At 61.3% G+C, this 17040-nt stretch carries 21 protein-coding genes, 2 tRNA genes and 1 rRNA gene; 12 read left to right on the forward strand and 12 right to left on the reverse strand.

Annotated features, from left to right (window positions below; translation table 11 throughout):
* A 16S ribosomal RNA gene (locus EYW42_RS04315) occupies nt 1-90 on the reverse strand; the annotation flags it as partial.
* Between the two features lie 674 nt (nt 91-764).
* Here EYW42_RS04315 and EYW42_RS04320 point away from each other — a divergent pair.
* Nucleotides 765-1373, forward strand: a complete 609-nt coding sequence (locus tag EYW42_RS04320; RefSeq protein ID WP_161972907.1) for a transcription initiation factor IIB family protein — start codon at nt 765-767, stop codon at nt 1371-1373.
* On the opposite strand, the gene EYW42_RS04325 is transcribed toward EYW42_RS04320, so the two are convergent.
* The gene (locus EYW42_RS04325; protein WP_135534741.1) at nt 1370-2149 is read right to left on the reverse strand and encodes a GTP cyclohydrolase III; all 780 of its coding nucleotides are present in this window, start codon (nt 2147-2149) and stop codon (nt 1370-1372) included. The two genes, EYW42_RS04320 and EYW42_RS04325, sit on opposite strands and share 4 nt — an antisense overlap.
* A 138-nt stretch (nt 2150-2287) precedes the next feature.
* Between EYW42_RS04325 and EYW42_RS04330 the strand changes: the two genes are divergently transcribed.
* The 5 genes from EYW42_RS04330 (at nt 2288) to EYW42_RS04350 (ending at nt 6231) form a co-directional block, all read left to right on the forward strand.
* Nucleotides 2288-2680 carry a pyridoxamine 5'-phosphate oxidase family protein gene (locus EYW42_RS04330; protein ID WP_135534042.1) on the forward strand — a complete coding sequence of 131 codons (393 nt, stop codon included), beginning with the start codon at nt 2288-2290 and terminating at the stop codon, nt 2678-2680.
* A gap of 248 nt (nt 2681-2928) precedes the next feature.
* The gene (locus EYW42_RS04335) at nt 2929-4479 is read left to right on the forward strand and encodes a TrkH family potassium uptake protein (protein ID WP_135534043.1); all 1551 of its coding nucleotides are present in this window, start codon (nt 2929-2931) and stop codon (nt 4477-4479) included.
* The gene (locus tag EYW42_RS04340) at nt 4476-4688 is read left to right on the forward strand and encodes a hypothetical protein (RefSeq protein ID WP_135534044.1); all 213 of its coding nucleotides are present in this window, start codon (nt 4476-4478) and stop codon (nt 4686-4688) included. Before EYW42_RS04335 ends, EYW42_RS04340 begins: the two co-directional genes overlap by 4 nt.
* 46 nt (nt 4689-4734) lie before the next feature.
* Nucleotides 4735-5409 carry a potassium channel family protein gene (locus EYW42_RS04345; protein WP_135534045.1) on the forward strand — a complete coding sequence of 225 codons (675 nt, stop codon included), beginning with the start codon at nt 4735-4737 and terminating at the stop codon, nt 5407-5409.
* Between the two features lie 609 nt (nt 5410-6018).
* Nucleotides 6019-6231: a hypothetical protein gene (locus tag EYW42_RS04350; protein WP_135534046.1), complete on the forward strand. Its 213-nt coding sequence runs from the start codon at nt 6019-6021 to the stop codon at nt 6229-6231.
* A 277-nt stretch (nt 6232-6508) separates the two neighbouring features.
* Here the strand turns inward: EYW42_RS04350 and EYW42_RS04355 are convergent.
* From EYW42_RS04355 to EYW42_RS04370, 4 genes are all read right to left on the reverse strand, one after another.
* Nucleotides 6509-6686 (reverse strand) — tRNA-Trp (locus EYW42_RS04355).
* Between the two features lie 61 nt (nt 6687-6747).
* Nucleotides 6748-6972, reverse strand: coding sequence for a DUF5795 family protein (locus EYW42_RS04360; protein WP_135534047.1), 225 nt, complete (start codon nt 6970-6972; stop codon nt 6748-6750).
* A gap of 38 nt (nt 6973-7010) precedes the next feature.
* On the reverse strand, nt 7011-7892 hold the full coding sequence (locus EYW42_RS04365; RefSeq protein WP_135534048.1) for a DUF5794 domain-containing protein: 882 nt from the start codon (nt 7890-7892) through the stop codon (nt 7011-7013).
* Nucleotides 7893-7898: 6 nt separating this feature from the next.
* Nucleotides 7899-8102: a hypothetical protein gene (locus EYW42_RS04370; RefSeq protein WP_135534049.1), complete on the reverse strand. Its 204-nt coding sequence runs from the start codon at nt 8100-8102 to the stop codon at nt 7899-7901.
* 152 nt (nt 8103-8254) lie between these two features.
* Between EYW42_RS04370 and guaB the strand changes: the two genes are divergently transcribed.
* The 3 genes from guaB (at nt 8255) to EYW42_RS19415 (ending at nt 10960) form a co-directional block, all read left to right on the forward strand.
* Nucleotides 8255-9754 (forward strand): IMP dehydrogenase, encoded by a 1500-nt coding sequence (gene guaB / locus EYW42_RS04375; protein ID WP_135534050.1) that lies wholly within the window; start codon nt 8255-8257, stop codon nt 9752-9754.
* A 413-nt stretch (nt 9755-10167) separates the two neighbouring features.
* A complete protein-coding gene (locus tag EYW42_RS04380) occupies nt 10168-10671 on the forward strand; it encodes a dual specificity protein phosphatase family protein (RefSeq protein WP_135534051.1) in 504 nt (167 codons plus the stop codon).
* Between the two features lie 151 nt (nt 10672-10822).
* A complete protein-coding gene (locus EYW42_RS19415) occupies nt 10823-10960 on the forward strand; it encodes a hypothetical protein (RefSeq protein ID WP_161972908.1) in 138 nt (45 codons plus the stop codon).
* Between the two features lie 54 nt (nt 10961-11014).
* Here EYW42_RS19415 and EYW42_RS04385 read toward each other — a convergent pair.
* Together EYW42_RS04385 and EYW42_RS19715 are read right to left on the reverse strand one after the other, a co-directional pair.
* Nucleotides 11015-11088, reverse strand: a tRNA-Lys gene (locus EYW42_RS04385).
* A gap of 107 nt (nt 11089-11195) precedes the next feature.
* A complete protein-coding gene (locus EYW42_RS19715) occupies nt 11196-11342 on the reverse strand; it encodes a hypothetical protein (protein WP_168192954.1) in 147 nt (48 codons plus the stop codon).
* A gap of 372 nt (nt 11343-11714) precedes the next feature.
* Between EYW42_RS19715 and EYW42_RS04390 the strand changes: the two genes are divergently transcribed.
* Entirely contained in the window at nt 11715-13169 is a 1455-nt protein-coding gene (locus tag EYW42_RS04390) for a DHH family phosphoesterase (protein ID WP_135534052.1), read from the forward strand.
* Here EYW42_RS04390 and EYW42_RS04395 read toward each other — a convergent pair.
* Nucleotides 13166-13459, reverse strand: a complete 294-nt coding sequence (locus EYW42_RS04395) for a PRC-barrel domain-containing protein (RefSeq protein WP_135534053.1) — start codon at nt 13457-13459, stop codon at nt 13166-13168. The two genes, EYW42_RS04390 and EYW42_RS04395, sit on opposite strands and share 4 nt — an antisense overlap.
* Nucleotides 13460-13878: 419 nt before the next feature.
* Between EYW42_RS04395 and EYW42_RS04400 the strand changes: the two genes are divergently transcribed.
* Complete coding sequence (locus EYW42_RS04400; protein ID WP_135534054.1) at nt 13879-14361, forward strand: HPP family protein; 483 nt, start codon at nt 13879-13881, stop codon at nt 14359-14361.
* 239 nt (nt 14362-14600) lie between these two features.
* On the forward strand, nt 14601-15689 hold the full coding sequence (locus EYW42_RS04410) for a CNNM domain-containing protein (RefSeq protein WP_135534056.1): 1089 nt from the start codon (nt 14601-14603) through the stop codon (nt 15687-15689).
* Nucleotides 15690-15773: 84 nt separating this feature from the next.
* On the opposite strand, the gene EYW42_RS04415 is transcribed toward EYW42_RS04410, so the two are convergent.
* Genes EYW42_RS04415 through EYW42_RS04425 form a run of 3 tightly spaced genes read right to left on the reverse strand, consistent with a single transcriptional unit; the run spans nt 15774 to nt 16957 of the window.
* Nucleotides 15774-16322 (reverse strand): DUF7504 family protein, encoded by a 549-nt coding sequence (locus EYW42_RS04415; RefSeq protein ID WP_135534057.1) that lies wholly within the window; start codon nt 16320-16322, stop codon nt 15774-15776.
* Nucleotides 16306-16647: a hypothetical protein gene (locus EYW42_RS04420; RefSeq protein ID WP_135534058.1), complete on the reverse strand. Its 342-nt coding sequence runs from the start codon at nt 16645-16647 to the stop codon at nt 16306-16308. Before EYW42_RS04420 ends, EYW42_RS04415 begins: the two co-directional genes overlap by 17 nt.
* Nucleotide 16648: 1 nt before the next feature.
* Nucleotides 16649-16957: a hypothetical protein gene (locus EYW42_RS04425; protein ID WP_135534059.1), complete on the reverse strand. Its 309-nt coding sequence runs from the start codon at nt 16955-16957 to the stop codon at nt 16649-16651.
* Nucleotides 16958-17040 lie beyond the last annotated feature (83 nt).

Here is a 17040-nt window from a genome sequence, read left to right on the forward strand (position 1 = left end):
GGAGCTATTCGCCACGAGTCTAAACTCGTGCGACTAGCATGGCTAAATCGGACCCCGATAGCAATGGCCTCCGGCAGGATCAACCGGAATGTACCTGGCCACTAAGGGCCAGGGGGCGTGGCGGGTATACTCAGACGAGTATACACCATCTTGCGTGGTCCGTAATTCGGCGACAACCGGATCGCGACCGATCGGGTGTCACCGAACTACCAAGGCTAACATCAGATCCCATCGTGTACGGCGGACCGCAGGGGTGGAATCCTCATGTCCTTCGGACTTCATTGTAGTGGACGACGGGTACATAAACCCGTCGAACCCACCTGCGGACATCGGTCCGCGGGAAGTCCGAGGCGGGACGTCCCGCCTCACTTCTTCGGACTAATTTGTAGAGCCGGAAGGGTACATAAACCCTTCGACCCGGCTCCGTCGGACCGAAGCCCGACAGAACCCCGGGATGGCGGCACGATGCTCGCCAACTCGGCGTCCGAGTACGGACTCGATTGTAGAGTACTTAGGTACTTAAACCCGTTCATCTTCGGTCGGCCCGTAGTAGTCCGAAATTCACCTGGAGGGACGAGGAATCTCTCGCCCTCCGCGTGTGTTTCGTCGCATCCTATTCGAGGCGAGGTAATCATAAAAGGCCGTCGAATCGGTTACTATGCAATTAACGTTCCTGTAGTATGTTGGTAATGTTCGAAATCGACGAAAGAGATAGATGTGTGCGGGCTGAATGGAGACACGAACACGTCGGTTCGTTGGGAATCATGGATATCGAAGCCCTGCGTGAGAGCGGTAGCGAACAGATCCACACTGTCGCGAGCGCACTCGACCTGCCTGACAGTGTGTGTGAAACTGGATACGCCATCTTCCACCAGGTGTACACGCCTGAGACACAGCAAGGGAGACCCTGTGACGTGATCGCCACGGCGGCTCTGTATCTGGCGTGCAAGCAAGAGAACGTTCCCGTCCATCCGACAGATATCGCCGAAGAGGCTGACCTCCAGGAGAAGTATCTCTACAGGCGCTCGAAGTGGATCCAGTCGGAGTTAGGAACGCGGATCCAGTCGTTCAACCCGAACGACTACGTCGACGAGTACTGCGAACAGCTCGGCCTTCCCGATGAAACGCGAGAGTTGGCTCAGAACATCGTCACCGTCACCACCGACCGAGGACTGGCCTCCGGTAAGTCGCCGCGAGGATTCGCCGCCGCTGCAGTGTACTACGCTGCGACGGTTCACAAGGAAGACTGTACGCAGGGTGACGTCCACGAGATCGCGGACGTGAGCAAAATCACGATACGGAACCGCTACCAGGAACAGGCGGAGGCGGTCGGCGACCTACTGTCGGACGGGGGCGAACTCGCGGCGGATTAATCGCCGTGAGCCAGATCGCTCGCTCGTTCGACCTGCGTCCCGTTGTACCGACACTGTTCGAGCGCGTGTTTCGCCGCCATACCGGCCTCGTGTGCGTTGCTCGCACGTCCAACGCCGACCTGTAAGTCCACGTCCACGCTCTCCGCGACGTGGTCGATGGCGTCCTGATACTCTGTGGCGTCGAGGTCCGGGCAGGTGGCGATGACGTTGTCGCCGCCCACGAAGAACGAGAGCGATTCGTGCGCGCGACGCATGTAACGCATGAGTTCCGCGTACCCCTGCTCGATAGTGATGAACGAGTCGAAGGCGTTGAGTTCGTCGGTGTACTTTCCGGTTGCGTTGATCACGTCGAAATGTGCGATCTGAACGTCGTCGTCGCTCCGTTCGAGATCAGAGAGCGACTCTCCGCGGAGGATCTCTCTGCGGCCTTTGTCCTGTGCGCTCCCGGCGTCCTGTAACTGTGCAGTCGCATCGTCGAGCGCCGCGACCGGTGATGGGGCTGCAGCGACGCTGAGACTGATAGAGACCGGATATCGGTTCCCAATAGACTCCTGAACGCGCGCGTGGTCGTCGATATCCAGACCGTTCGTCACCGCGATCATATTGTCGAATCGGGTGAAGAACACGTACCCGTCGCGGTTGCCGACCAGTTGCGATAGGTCGGCGTAGAGGCGGGACTGCATCGTCTGGAGATCGACCTCGCGTCGCGGTTCCGGAGTCACCGTCCAGGGACCGTAATTATCGATCTGAACGAGTGTTACCTGAGTGTTCGCCACGATGAGCGGTGCTATGGTGTACTCCCTTATTCCAGTATTGATTGACATCAGGCTGGGACCGACCCCCTCGACCACCACTGCCCGCTCGCGTTCAGCGACGTACAAAATCATACCCGTCACGCGCGCGTACGCGAAACCGTGTCTGACACCACTACATCCGAGGCCGAACGATTACTCACGAGCGAGCCATTGATGGCGCATCTCGCAACGAGCGTCGACGACCGCCCGCACGTCGCTCCCCTCTGGTACGTCTACGACGACGGCGTCGTCGAGATCGTGACGACCGGTCGGAAGTTAGCGAACGTCCGAGAAAACCCGCGCGTCGCGCTCTCGGTGCAGAAAGACGAAGACGGAGACCCTCACTGGATGGTGACGCTACGCGGGACGGCAACGGTGATCGAAGACGAGGACGCGTTCCGCGAGACCAACCGCCGAATAAACGCGAAATACGGCGTCGCCGAGGACGCACACGCTGAAAACACACTGGTTCGGATCGACGTCGGGTCAGTGAACTACCGGACGTACGACTGACCCCGGGACGCCAGGAAACTGGGTTGCGGTTGAGAGCGCCACACCGCCAAGGACGGGATGTGAGAGAAGGGATCCATCTTCGTCCGCAATTACCCAGGCCGGATTCATCACCGTCGTCGCGAAATGTAGGACGGTCTTCTCTCTGTCGTGTTTACAGTGGTGCTGTCGCGGTAACAGAGCCAGACCCGAAAGCGATCACGCACGTTACACTGGCGTATAAACCCGTGTACGAAGATATCTTCTTATGGATGGTCGAGTTCAAGTTGCTTGCTCACGACCTGGGTCGGATGCTTCAGGCGCTGTCGCTCATGATGGCGGCCACTGTCGTCGTCGCCCTCATCTGGCGAGAGTTCTACGCGGTCCCGGCGCTGATCATTTCCGGCCTCATCCCGCTGGCAATCGGGAGTTCCCTCACCAGTTACTTCGGCGGTGCGGTAGAGGTCGGAAAGCTCCACGGCATGATGATCGCAGCGTCGGGATGGTTCCTCGTCGCGATATTCGGTAGCCTTCCGTTTTACCTGGTCGCCTGGACGATCCACCTGGACCCGGCTCTTCTGAACGCACCCGACCTCACTGGGCGGGCCGCGAGTACGGTCGGGGCCTTCCGCGATCCTCTCAACGCCTTCTTCGAGAGTATGAGCGGGTTTACCGGGACAGGACTGACGATGACTGACGACGAGTCGTCGCTCCCGCGGTCGCTGCAGTGGTGGCGGTCGTTCATCGAGTGGATCGGCGGCGTCGGCGTCATCGTTCTCACCACGGCTATCCTCGCCCGGCCCGGGAGCGGATCGCTCACACTCTACGAGAGCGAGGCACGCGAGGAGAAGATCCATCCGAGCATCATCTCGACCGTGCGGACGATCTGGTGGATCTTCCTCCTGTTTACGTTCCTCTCGATCACGCTGCTGTGGCTTGCCGGGATGCCCGCGTGGGACGCGATCAACCACGGGATGACCGGTCTCTCGACCGGCGGGTTTTCGATCACGGACAACTCGATCGCCACGTACGACAGCACCCTCATCGACTTCGCGCTGTTTCCGGTGATGATCCTGGGGGGAATCGCCTTCCCCGTTCACTACCTAATTCTACAGGGACAACTACGGAACTTTTACACCGACTTGCAGACCCGCTGGTTTTTCGGGTTCCTCGCAGTCGGTTCCGCGGCCGTCACGTGGCTGTTGAACAGGCAAGACACCTATGAGTCGACGTTCGCCGCGTTTCGCTACGGGGCCTTCCAGTTCGTCTCGGCGCTTTCGTGTACCGGGTTCCAGACGGCCGGCAGCCTCGGGCCGAAGTGGCCGACTGAGGCGCAACTGGCCATCGCGTTCGCGATGTCGATCGGGGCGGCCGCGGGGTCGACGGTCGGGGGGATCAAGCTCATCCGCGTCGCGACGTTCACCAAGGGGACGCTGTATCGAATTCAGGGCGTGTTCGTCCCGGACACCGTCGTTCGCCGGTTCAGGCTCGACGGCCGGAAGCTCGACGACGCGGAGGCCGCCCGCGAGATCGAGGAGGCGGCCATCATCTCCTTCCTCTGGGTGGTCTTCCTCTCGGTGAGTACGCTCGTCCTGCTTCTCGTGTTGCCCATCGAATCGGGGGAGTTCACGCTCGAGAACGTCATATTCGAGGTGACCAGCGCCCAGGGCAACGTCGGCCTCTCCTCGGGTATCACCGGCCCAGACATGCCGACGCCTGCGAAGGCGATCTTCCTGTTCAACATGTGGATCGGGCGCCTGGAGATAATCCCGGTGCTCGTCCTGCTTCGGGGCCTCTTCCAGAAGTTCAACGTGTACGAATGAATCCAGAACAGATACCGTTCGTCCGTTTCGCGGCTCGCTTCGGCGTCGAGGACCGCGTGCTCGCGGCGTTCATGCTGGCCGGGCCGCTGGTCGTCTCCTCGCTCGCACTGCTCGGCCGGTCGGCGGTCACTTCCGTCTTCGCGGGAGCGTACGTGGGGCTGTTCGTCCTCTACGTCGCGTATCGGGGGGTCGCCACGGACGGGGCGTGATCTGCCGCCCCCGGAACTTTGGAGGGTGGCCGTCGTAGCTCGTCTGATGTACATAATCATCGTCGGAGCGGGTCGGATCGGCACGCCGCTGATCGATCTCGCGACGGGCTCCGGACACGAAGTCGTCGTGATCGAGACCGACAAGGTTGCCGCGGACCGCATCGCTGACGAGTACGACTGCATCGTCATCAACGCGGACGCCACGAGGATGAGCACGCTCGACGATGCCGACGTCGACGAGGCCGACGCGCTCATCTCGACCACGGACCGCGACGCGACAAATGTCATGGTCTGCCTGCTGGCGAAAAAGCGCGAAGTGCCGGCCGTCGTCTCGGTCGTCCACGACCCCGACCACATGGACCTGTTCAAGGAGATCGGGATCAGCACGATGGAGAACCCGTCGCGGCTCATCGCCGAACACCTCTTCCGGGCGGTCGTACGCCCCTCTATCGTCGACTACATGCGCATCGGCGAGGCGGCAGAGGTGTTCGAGATCACGATCGACGAGGATGCCCCCATCGCGGGGAAGACGATCCGCGAGGCCGCGGCCGACGGCACGTTGCAGGGCGAAGTGCTCATCGTCGCCGTCGAGCGCGGCGAGGACGAACCGGTGACGCCGCAGGGTAACACCCCGCTCCGGCCGGGCGACCTCCTGACCGTGTACTCGGCGGAAGGGGCAACGCCGGACGTGACGGACATCTTCGGCCACTACGAGGACTAGGAATCGGAGTGACGGTGGGAGGCTTCGTACTTTGCTAGTATCGCGATTTTCGCGCCGGGCAGGAGACCGTGCTGTCGGTAGAACGGATTAGGAACGGAGCGCTCCCGGCGATGTTTCCTCATACGGATTGTTGTAACGATTTACCGGTCATCGCCGGTGCGGGTCGGCGATGACGAACGAGATGATAGCGCTGCTTCCCACCACGGCCACCGCCTGGCCGGACAACGAGAAGATCCCCGCCGCGATCATCGTGCCTAGCCCAACGCAAAGGAAACCCAGAAACCCAATGTCCGGGTGTGTTCGACCATATACGCCGTTCAACAGCCACTCTGGTAAACGTCTGTGACAGCACGAGCGCATTTCGATTCTTCAGCGCGGAGAGTGCAGGACATACTGAATTACCGTAACCCGATGGACTGAAAAACTGGTTCGTGTATGCGGACCCGTCGAGGGGCGAACGTAACCCCTTCAACGAAGCCGATACCTACTGATCCACATTCCTTTCGAATTCTTGAGAGAGCAATAATGCTACCGAATTGATGAATATCGAGCATGGACTAATCAATCATCACCCATACGTATTTGCCTGCAGATGTCCTCTCACATAACATGAACGTCCCCTCTAGGCACTGGTCTTCGGAGGTTCGCCAACTACTTTTCATCGGGTTCGGGGGAGTCATGGCGGTTGCTTTGTCGTATGATTACGTGACAACAGAAGGGGAATCAGACATGTTTTTTGTTATCATCGGAGCCGGTCTGTTGCTTGCAATGCTGGTGATTGTCCCTGTACTACTGGTTAACCGCAGGCAAAGTTCGGATTGATAAGTTCGCACGTGTAGTGAGCACACGATTCACGCTATACCGGCCGCATAACGTCCATGAGACGTAGCCGCTACTACTGGCGATGATTCTGCTACGGACCTTCTCCGGCTTTCTTCATCGAAACCAGTTCGGGACGGACTAGCAGTGGTTGTGAGTCGGTTTCCAGTATTGTTTGCTGACCGAACCGTGACGTATTCACAACGAAGAAGCGTCTCGGAGAACTGTTTTCTCCTAATAGGAACCCATCAGCAATGCTAAGAATGGTTAATATATGGTATGGGGTCGGAGGGATTTGAACCCCCGATCGACTGATATCTCCGGCGCGCCTCGGTACCCCAGAGGGTCGTCAACGCGACCGATGATCAGTCGGTCGCTCGGTATATCAGTCTGGGATGTCGTCACCGGGCGCTGAAACCTCTGGAGTCAGTCGCCATTCCGGGCTTGGCCACGACCCCGCGATAGTCGATTGGTCGGAGTTTCGTAAAGTGGTTTCGATTCAAGACCGAGCGCAGGCGGTTACTCCCGGTCAGTTTCGGCCCAGTCGCAGTCCTGGCACTTGTAGCCAGTGACGAACTCGGTAACGGTCGGCATGTAACCGACTTGAAGCACGTCCTCGCCGCAGTTCGGACACTCGCGGTCCGCATCCATAATCGCCTCCGCTTCCATGATATCCTCGCCTTCGATCATCTCGGCCAGTGACTCGGCCGTGACCATACGACCTTGCACGACGCGGTTGCTCATACGCGAAGAAGTCGGTCGGGGGAAGTAAGCGTTCGCTTCTACAGCCACGGGGCGCGTCCCTCGGCCGATATCGGCGCGTCGACGGACTGGACAGCCTCGTCGGAGTCCTCGGCGTCCTGTCCTCCGTCGGGCAGGGCGCGGTCGGGGGCCGAGTCGCGATGTCTCGCGTGGGTACTATCTTCGCGGACCGTCGCCGTTCCGCTGGGGTCGAACGCGAACAGCGCGGTCACGGCGAGGACGGCGAGCGGCGCGCGTCCGAACGGCATGCCGAGCAACGACAGCGGCAGGAGACCGAGGGCGACGGCACTGCCGAACCTGAAGCGGTCGATGTCGACGTGTTCACGCAGCGTCGGAGCGAGCAGAGCAACGAGGAACGCGAAGCCGACACCGACGCCCGCCGAGGCGACCGCTCGCAGGACTAACGCGGCGTCGGGCACCAGTACGAGTTCGGCACCGGCGGGGTCGAGACTGCCGATGAGTCCCAGGCCGACGATGACCGCCGGCCGAGGGAGGTACTCACCGATTCGCGCGCTCGCGGTCTGGGCCGCGACGGCCGCGATGACCAGCGCCGCGAAGCGCTCGAACAGTTCAAGGTTCAGCAGGCTCTGTATCGTCGGGGCGAGCGCCGCTTCGACGGCCGCGACGACGAGCAACACCGCGCCGACGATCAGAACAGTTCGGGCCTGCTCCCGCGGCGTTCCGTCCATCTCCGCGAGGATGACAGCGACCGTTGCGCTCCCGCCGAACACCAGCAGGCCGACCTGCAGGATGCCCGCCGTGGTGTCCAGCGCGCCGGCGAGAACCAGCGCGGGGAATATGCCGTCGACCAGCGGCAGACACATGATCGTCGCGAGTAGCTTGGTCGCATCGCTCAGCCGTTCTTCAAGGCCGAGTGCGATCTGGTTTCGGGAAGTAGTCATCGCAGGCTAACCAGCATGGCCGTTCCCCGCGGCCGGAAGGTGGTCTGAGCCGCAGTCGTGCCCGCAGTCAACGTTCTCCCGCCACTCGACCGGGGGGAGTGTCCGCGACCGTTTAAATGCCGTCGCCATCGCAAAGAACGAGAGGAGGGTGTCGGAGTCGGCGCTCGTCTGACCGGCGCGAGACGGTGCGATGGGACTGGCGGAGTCCATACTCGGCTATCGAGTCGCCCGAAGAATAAGCATTGCGTGAGACGTGTATGCACGCCCCTGAGTGTCCGATTTCGGGGGATCTGACGTGCGGCTGGCTCCCACAGCGCCGGGCATCTCGCAACGTTTTTGGGCGGGGGAGCCCGACAGTTTACATGGCGAACGACGTTCCTGACGACGGCACTTTCTCCGAGAAGCTACGCGTACCGGAAGCGCTCACGTTCGACGACGTGTTGCTCCGACCGAAAGAGAGCAGCGTTGAACCGGACGAGGCGGACCTCTCGACGCGTGTCTCGACGAACGTCACCCTGAACGTCCCCGTCCTCTCGGCAGCGATGGACACCGTCACCGAGAGCGACCTGGCGATAGAGATGGCGCGCCAGGGTGGTCTCGGCGTCCTACACCGAAACATGGACGTCGACAAGATGGTCAGCGAGATAGTGCGCATCAAACGCGCGGACGAACTCATTATCCGGGAGGTCGTCACCGCGCGTCCCGACCAGACCGTCCGCGACGTCGACGAGATGATGAGCCGCAAGGGCGTCAGCGGAGCGCCAGTGGTAAACGACGACGACGAGGTACTCGGTATCATCAGCGGTACGGACATCCGCCCGTATCTGGAGGTCGGCGAGAGCGACGAAGTCCGCGAGGCGATGACTGACGAGGTCATCACCGCCCCGGAGGACGTCACGGCGCGCGAAGCGCTCGAACTGATGTACGAGTACAAGATCGAGCGAGTGCCCATCGTCGACGACGAGAACCGCCTGGTCGGTCTCGTCACGATGCAGGGCATCCTCCAGCGGCGCGAGTACGACAACGCCGCCCGCGACGAAGACGGGAAACTGATCGCCGGCGTCGCCGTCGGACCGTTCGAAACTGACCGCGCCGCGGCCGCCGACGAGGCCGGCGCAGACGTGGTTTTCATCGACTGCGCGCACGCACACAACAACAACGTGATCGAGGGTGCCGAAGAGATCAAAGAGTCCATCGACGCGGACGTGGTCGTCGGCAACGTCGGAACGCGAGAAGCCGCCGAGGCTCTCGTCGACTTCGCCGACGGTCTGAAGGTCGGTATCGGCCCGGGAAGCATCTGTACGACCCGCGTGGTCAGCGGGTCGGGCATGCCTCAGATAACGGCCGTCGCGCAGGTCGCGGACGTCGCCAGTCAGCATGACGTTCCCGTCATCGCGGACGGCGGCATCCGCTACTCGGGCGACGCGATCAAGGCTATCGCCGCCGGCGCGGACGCGGTCATGCTCGGGTCGTACTTCGCGGGTACCGACGAGGCACCCGGTCGCGTCATCACGATGAAAGGCAAGAAGTACAAGCAGTACCGCGGCATGGGGAGCGTCGGCGCGATGAAAGGCGGTGACGACGAGGAGAACCGCTACCTGAAAGAAGCCCCCGAGGACGACGAGGAGTACGTTCCCGAGGGCGTCGAGGCCGCAACGCCGTACAAGGGAAGTCTCCAGAGCGAACTCCACCAGCTAACCGGCGGTATGCAAAGCGGGATGGGGTACGTCGGCGCGGAGACGATACCGGGGTTCAAACGGCGCTCGGAGTTCGTCCGCGTCTCCTCCGCGGGCCAGCGCGAGAGCCACGCCCACGACGTCGTCATCACGGACGAAGCGCCGAACTACAGTCCGGACGAGTAGGCTCGGACAACGGTCTCTCGTAGGGACTGTTGTACGTCTGTCCGGTAGTTGTTCGTCGACCCCGTGTCGACGAATGCCGGTACACAGTTACAACGGCCTCTATCAGTTGCCAGCCGTCACGCACCGCGGTGAACACGCCGCACTCTCTGCCGCGTTCGAACTCGGATGCGCTGTAAACTCGCGACCACAGCCCGCACAGTCGTAGGTCTCGAAGCCCGCCATACGTCTCGAGATACAGCAGGATACGCCAAAGAAGTTTTGACGACACTGGCACGGGTCGAACGAGCGGAAACCGCCGACCGGTCCACCTGTATCAAATCCCCGTTGATTGCCGTCCGCTGTCCGCCGACCTCCGCTCCCGGCTTCGAGAGGTTTGCTGTAGAGTTAATAGGGGCGAGCGATTGGATGGAGAAGTGACACCCGACGAGAGAGCGACTACGGACGGGGAGTACGGTTCTTCGGACCCGCTCGTCCGACCGAAAGGGTACGTGGAGGAGACACCAGTCATCCGCCGGATCGGCGAGAGAGAGCTCTATCTGGGGAACAGACTTGCGGCCGACCCCAAGGAACACGACCGCACGTTCGACTACGTCCTTTCGGCGACTACCGAGACACAGCCGCTCACGACGCATCATCGGCCCCTGACCGATGGCCCCGGGAACGAGTGGGTCGTCTTCGAGTCGGCTGTCGACACTGCCCGGACGCTGTACCGTCGAGAGGGATCCGTTTTAGTCAACTGTAAAGCCGGGATATCGCGGAGTACCACGGTCATCGCGGCGGCGCTCGCGGCCGAGGAAGACCGAACGTTCTGCGACGCGCTCGCTTTCGTCCATGACGCTCGTCCGTACGCGATGCCGAACCCGGCTCTCCACGAGTTGGCGGTGGTGTATCTGGCTGCCCGGTCGCGGCCAGCGTAGTCGAACGGCCCGTTCCAGTCACGGAATTCTCCGCGGCACGTCCGTCCTGACCGATCTCGTTGGGACCCGGCTGACGGCGGCAGCAAGTGCGGAACCGGACGATCGATCACGATAACAGTTAACAACACACACTACGAAGTGAACACACGCCATGAACGTCCTCGACCGCATCCGTGCACTCGGGGAACCCCCGACCGAACAGTACCAGTGTACGCACTGTGATCTCACGTACGAGACGTCGTATCTGGTCTGTCCGTCCTGCGGGGGCGACAAACTCGAACAGCTGTGAGGAGTCGGAGACGAAACGCGCGAGTCTTCGACTCACTAGCGTTCGTCAGAAGAGCGGGCCGGGCGCGATTTGAACACGCGACCGTCTGATTAAGAGTCAGACGCTCTGCCAGACTGAGCTACCGGCCCAATACACCCGAGAGTTACCGGGGTGTACTAAAATACGTTTTGTTTCTCCGGCGGGACTGTCCGAGAATCAGGGACGCGAGCACGACGGTACTCGAGGCAACGACCAGTCACTCGATCTCGAACTGGGCTGATTCGGTCGAACCGCATTCGGGGCACATGTCCTCGTCAGCGCTAAGGGAGGTGCCACAGCGGCGACACTCGTGGACCACGTTGGGCTCGTCGGCAAACAGGCGTTTCATTTTGTCGAGAAGCACGGTTTGACCTCCATTGAGATGGGCGGTGTCATTGAGATAGGTAGTGTAGCCGACGACGCGGGATCGGCACCGCGGAATTCGAGTCGTCGGCAGATTGGTGGGCGTGCTCGGATAATTCAGTCGAAGAGTATAACAGGTTCGGATCGTATTCCAATCTCGGCGGAAGTAAAATAACACGTTTTAGACGCCCAATATAGCGTCTACGCCTCTCTAGATCTACTATCTGAAGAACCATCTCGGCGTGGAGCGAGATGACTCGGTAGACATATATTCTGCCTCTCTTCCAGTGAAAGTAGCGCTCATTCGCGGGTTTCGTCGGGGAAAGAGCGGGTTCGGGACCGTTAAGTATCGTCCGAAGTAACAGAGCGGCAAATGAACACTGGCGTAACTATCTCCTCGATTTCGACGTACGCTATTCTCGGTTGCGGGAGCGTCGGTCACGCGGTCGCGGAGGAACTCGTAGACCAGGGGAAAGACGTGCTCATCGTCGACAAGGACGAAGGCCGGGTCGAGGCGTTGCGGGACCAGGACCTGAACGCTCAGCAGGCGAACATCGTCGACGAGTCCGTGGCCGAGACTGTCGCGAGCCGCGATGTGATCCTCATCATGTCCTCGGACGTAGAGGCGAACAAGGCGGCAGTAGCGAACATTCGCGAGAAAAACGACGACCAGTTCGTCGTCGTCCGCGCGAGCGACCCCGTCTCCAGCGACGAACTCCGTGAACTCGGCGCGGACCACGTCATCAACCCGTCCGCCGTCATCGCCGATTCCGCGCTTCGGTCGCTAGAAACCGGCGAGTTGGAGTACAAGGCGCGCCAGTTGAGCGACGTCCTGAGCGACACGAAAGAGCAGGTCGCGATACTCACTCACGACAATCCGGATCCGGATTCGATCGCAAGCGCCGCCGCGTTGCAGGCTATCGCAGAACACCTCGACGTGGAAGCGGACATCTTCTATCTCGGCGACATCGGCCATCAGGAGAACCGAGCGTTCGTCAATCTCCTGGGGATCGAACTCCACGACTGGACCGCCGTCGAGGACTTCGACACGTACGATACGGTCGCGCTCGTCGACCACGCGAAGTCATCGGAAGTCGACCACGACCTGCCCGTCGATATCCTCATCGACCACTACGAACCCGACGAGGACTACGACGCGTCGTTCGTCGACGTCCGGCCGAACATGTCCTCGACATCGACGATCATGACGAAGTACATTCAGGAGTTCGACATGAACGTCGGCGAGGAGGTCGCCACCGCGTTGCTGTACGGCATCCGTGCGGAGACGCTCGATTTCAAACGCGATACGACGCCCGCCGACCTGACGGCGGCGGCGTATCTCTACCCGTTCGCCAACCACGATACGCTGGAACAGGTCGAGTCGCCGAGCATGTCCCCGGAGACGCTGGACGTCCTCGCGGAAGCGATCACGAACCGCGAAGTCCAGGGGAGTCATCTCGTTTCGAACGCGGGGTTCATCCGCGACCGCGACGCCCTAGCGCAGGCCGCACAACACCTCCTGAACCTCGAAGGGATCACGACGACCGCGGTGTTCGGCATCGCCGACGACACCATCTACCTCGCCGCGCGGTCGAAGGACATCCGCATGAACATCGGGAAGGTGCTCGCGGACGCCTACGCGGAGATCGGCGAGGCCGCGGGCCACTCGACGCAGGCGAGCGCGGAGATACCGCTCGGCATCTTCACGGGCATCGAGACGAACGAGGAGAACCGTGATACGCTCCTCAAGTTGACTGAGGAAGCGGTGAAACGAAAACTGTTCGACGCGATGGGCGTCGAGAGCGGCGAGAGCGGGAACGGGTCCTAAACGACCGCTTCTTCGCTTTCGTCCTCGGGGCGTTGGATCCGTTCTATCACGTCGTTTATCAGTACGATATCACCGACGGCTTTGACCCAGCGGTACGGGATGATGACGCCCCGGGCGTCGTCGCGAACGCCCGCGAACAGGTCCCGATTGAGTTCGCGTAGTGCAAGGCCAGTGACGAGTTCCGTGTCGAGATCGAGGCGCACGTCCTCGATCTCGCCGACGAAAACGCCGCCGTTCGAGTACACCTCCCGCCCGACGAGTGCAGTGATCTCCTGGGGTGTGTCGTCCATACAGAACCGGTGGGCAGGGTGTGCCTTAATTGTTAGTCAGACGCGCGGCGACAGTCTCGGCCGGTATCGGATGCTGTTGGATCATTATACAAAAAATATATGTGATTATAATCAAACGCTGACTTTCATTTCGGGAGGTGAGGTTATATGCGAGGCAACGGTGTATCTCTAATGCCGGGGTGCCTCTGACAACCGGCAAACAACGTCGGGTTGACTTGCCCGGGTCGGCCCGACGAAACGGGGGAAACCCCGTTCGGTGGCTCCGTATCGCTTTTGCTACACTGATAGACGTGCGTCACCGAAGGTGTTCTATCGGTCAGATACGCGAAATAGCCGACACGGAGAGTCGGCAGTAGACCCGACCGGGAGTCTGACGGCGATCATGCCTTACTTCAGACAGCACGCGCGTAGCCGATGATGTGGACCAGCACGACGCGGCGACGGCGGTGTATGCGGGTCTTTTGCTCGTAGTGCTCGGCGGCGTCGCCTGGGCCGCCGGCGAACCGTTCGTTTTCCCGAGTCTCGGACCGTCCGCCTTTCTCATGGCGAAGGCTCGACGAGGGTCTTCGGTTACGCCCCGGCGGGTCATCGGCGGTCACACTGTCGGCGTCATCGGTGGACTCGTCACCTACGGGTTGGTCGACCCGGGCGTGGCGCTGTCAACCTCGCTGCCCGCGTTCTCGGAGGGGACACTTGGACTCGCTGTGGCCGCGGCGCTTTCGGTCCTGCTGACGAGCGTCGGGATGCTGGCCACGAATACGAGCCATCCGCCGGCGTGTGCGACGACGCTCATCGTCGCTCTAGGCGTTCTCCCTACCGTCCGAGCCGGCGCAGTGATCGTCCTCGCGGTGACGGTCCTCGTCGCGGTTCACGAACTCGTACTGCGGTCGGTAGCGCTATAGTAACAGCTGAAACGATTTACACACCGATCGCACAGCTGTCGTGCGATCGGGTGTGCAATGACTTTCAGTGGCTACTATAGTTCTATCGCGATTAAACCGGTCCCGAACGGCGACAAGCGGGTCCGGATAGCCGCCGTAGCGCGGTTCGCGGGGCGACCGTGCTGGTTCAGTCCGATAGGAACTGTCGCCGGCCGTCCCGACGGTCATCCATATGACTTCAGGGGACGAATTGCCACCCGATGGTCTCGATCGTCACCGGCGGACGATTGCTGACTGGGGTCGCCCTGATCCTCGCCAACGGCTTTTTCGTCGCTATCGAGTTCGCATTGACCAGAGTCCGGCAGTACGACGAGTCGGAGTTCGACGATCCCGGTCTCCGGCGTGCCTGGGAAATGACCGAACGCCTGGAGATCTACCTCACGAGCTGCCAGGTCGGGATCACTGCCTCGAGCATCGCGCTGGGCGTCGTCGCCGAACCGGCCCTGGTCGAACTCCTCGCGCCGCTGACTGCGGTGCTTTCCGGCGCTTTGCCCGTCGCGCTTCCCGGCGGTTCGGGTCACGTGGTCGGTGCGACGCTTGCGTTCATCATCATCAATCTCCTCCATCTTACCCACGGCGAACAGACGCCGACGTACCTCGGCATCGAGAAGACGAAATTCGTCGCACGATACGGTGCCGGGCCGCTGTACTGGTTCACGAAGGCGATCACTCCGCTGATCGCCTTCGGCGACTGGGTGGCGAAGGCGACGCTCCGACTGTTCGGAATCGACGTAACTCGCCCGTGGGCGGAGGACGAAGAGGAACTGATCTCGACGCGTGCAGCGCTCAGGAGCGAGATAAACGAAGCGCTGAGTCAGGGCCCGGTTTCGGACGAACGGGAACAGGAGATACTGAACGCCCTCCAGATCGGCGACGAACCGGTCGGACAGATCATGGTGCCACGCGAGGGCGTCGTCCCCCTCTCGGTCGAGGACGAGTTCGAGACGAACCTCGCTCGGATGCAGGAACACCCGTACGTCCGGTTTCCGCTGGTAGAAGGCGACTTCGAGGGGTTCCGCGGCGTCGTGTACTCGCCCGACGTCTTACGGAACCTTGAACCGCTTCGGTCCGGACAAACAACGCTTACCGACATCTCCCGCGACGCCGTCGAGATAGATTCCGAGACGTCCGTCAGCGACGCTATCGATCGGTTTCAGTCGGCCGGAGAGGAGTTAGCTCTCGTGGTCGATGCGGGTGATGTCGTCGGATTACTAACGGCGACCGACGCCTGGGAAGCCATCACCGGGGAGTTAGAGGACCCGCTCGACGAGTACACCCCTGCCGCGTGACCGCCCGCACGGACGCGGCTCTCCGAGCGATCGCTCGGCACCGGTTCCAGCCGACCGCCCACGAGCGCATCGACGGCCGCACAGTCACGCATCGGTCGCGAACTCCTCGTCGAACAGTTCTCGAACGCTCGCATACGTTTCGTCAGTGATGGCGTCGCGGACTACCGCGTAAACGCCTCTGGCCTGCCGGCTGCGGGCCTGCGAGATGACCGCGGAGAGGAACTGATACACGCTGTCCGACTGGGCGTACATCAGTAGGACGTTGACGTTGTCGAAAACGACCCACCCGGCACCGGGTTCGACGTGACGCATCGCGTTGGAAAACCGGAGGTTGATGCCGGTGAGGTCGGTGGGACCGACGACATCGGCCACCCACAGCGGACCGTCGTAGTTGATCGATGATCCGGAAACTGGGACGACACCTACTTTCGACGGCTCGCCGCCCATCTCGCGAACGGTCCGTTCGATCTTGGTTGGCGACCGCGTGACGGAGACCACGAGCAAGTTTTCGAACGCGTCCGCGGGGAGACGTTCGAGCGGCGACCGCATCGACGGGACGGAGAGCAGGCACTGCGTCCCCGGGTCGACCGAGATCCGCTCCCGGCGATCGGCGCGGTTACTCGTCGTTAGCACGGTCGAACCCTCCGCTTGTCGTTGTATCCACTATTTCGAAGGCGTCAGATTCGGTGGTGACGAATTCGCTGGCGAACGACCAGATCCCGACTGTCATACAGGTCGTCGCAAGGAAGTGAAGTGCGCTTCGGACCCCGAAGGCCCCGATCCCGAACGTTCCCAGGATGTACGTCGCGGTAAAGACCAGAAACCCCAGAGATAGAAAGACGAACCCCTCCGTGTACGCCACGTTCTGGGCGTAGGCGACCAGCGGATAGACGAGTAACGCGCCGGTCACGAAAAGCAGGACGGATTGGGTGACGAACACCGCACCGGCGATGTCCATCTCAGACCGCCCTCCGTTCAGTGAGTAGCAAGATCCCGTTGACGGTCGCCACCAACGCCGCTCCGACGCCGATCGACGAGAACACAAGATATCCGGTTCCCGTAGTCTCGCCCCCGAGCAGGGAGATAGCCTCCGACAGGATGAACGCGAAGATGGTCACGGGAAGGGGCTTCAGCATTGCGCCGAACGGGGCGTTACGAAACCCGTACGCCGCGACTACTGACAACGGCAGCGCTACTGACAGCATCGACACCGTGGCGAGGGCGAACACGTCGCCTACCGTGACGGCACCCGCTCCATTAATCGACATTATTCTGACGTATCCGAACACGATCATTCGAGAAGAACGCGACCGCAACGTAGTAAACCCGATGGTCGGATCGACCCGTCGCC

The organism is Halostella pelagica, assembly GCF_004762015.1.
Classification (GTDB): Archaea; Halobacteriota; Halobacteria; order Halobacteriales; family Natronoarchaeaceae; genus Halostella; species Halostella pelagica.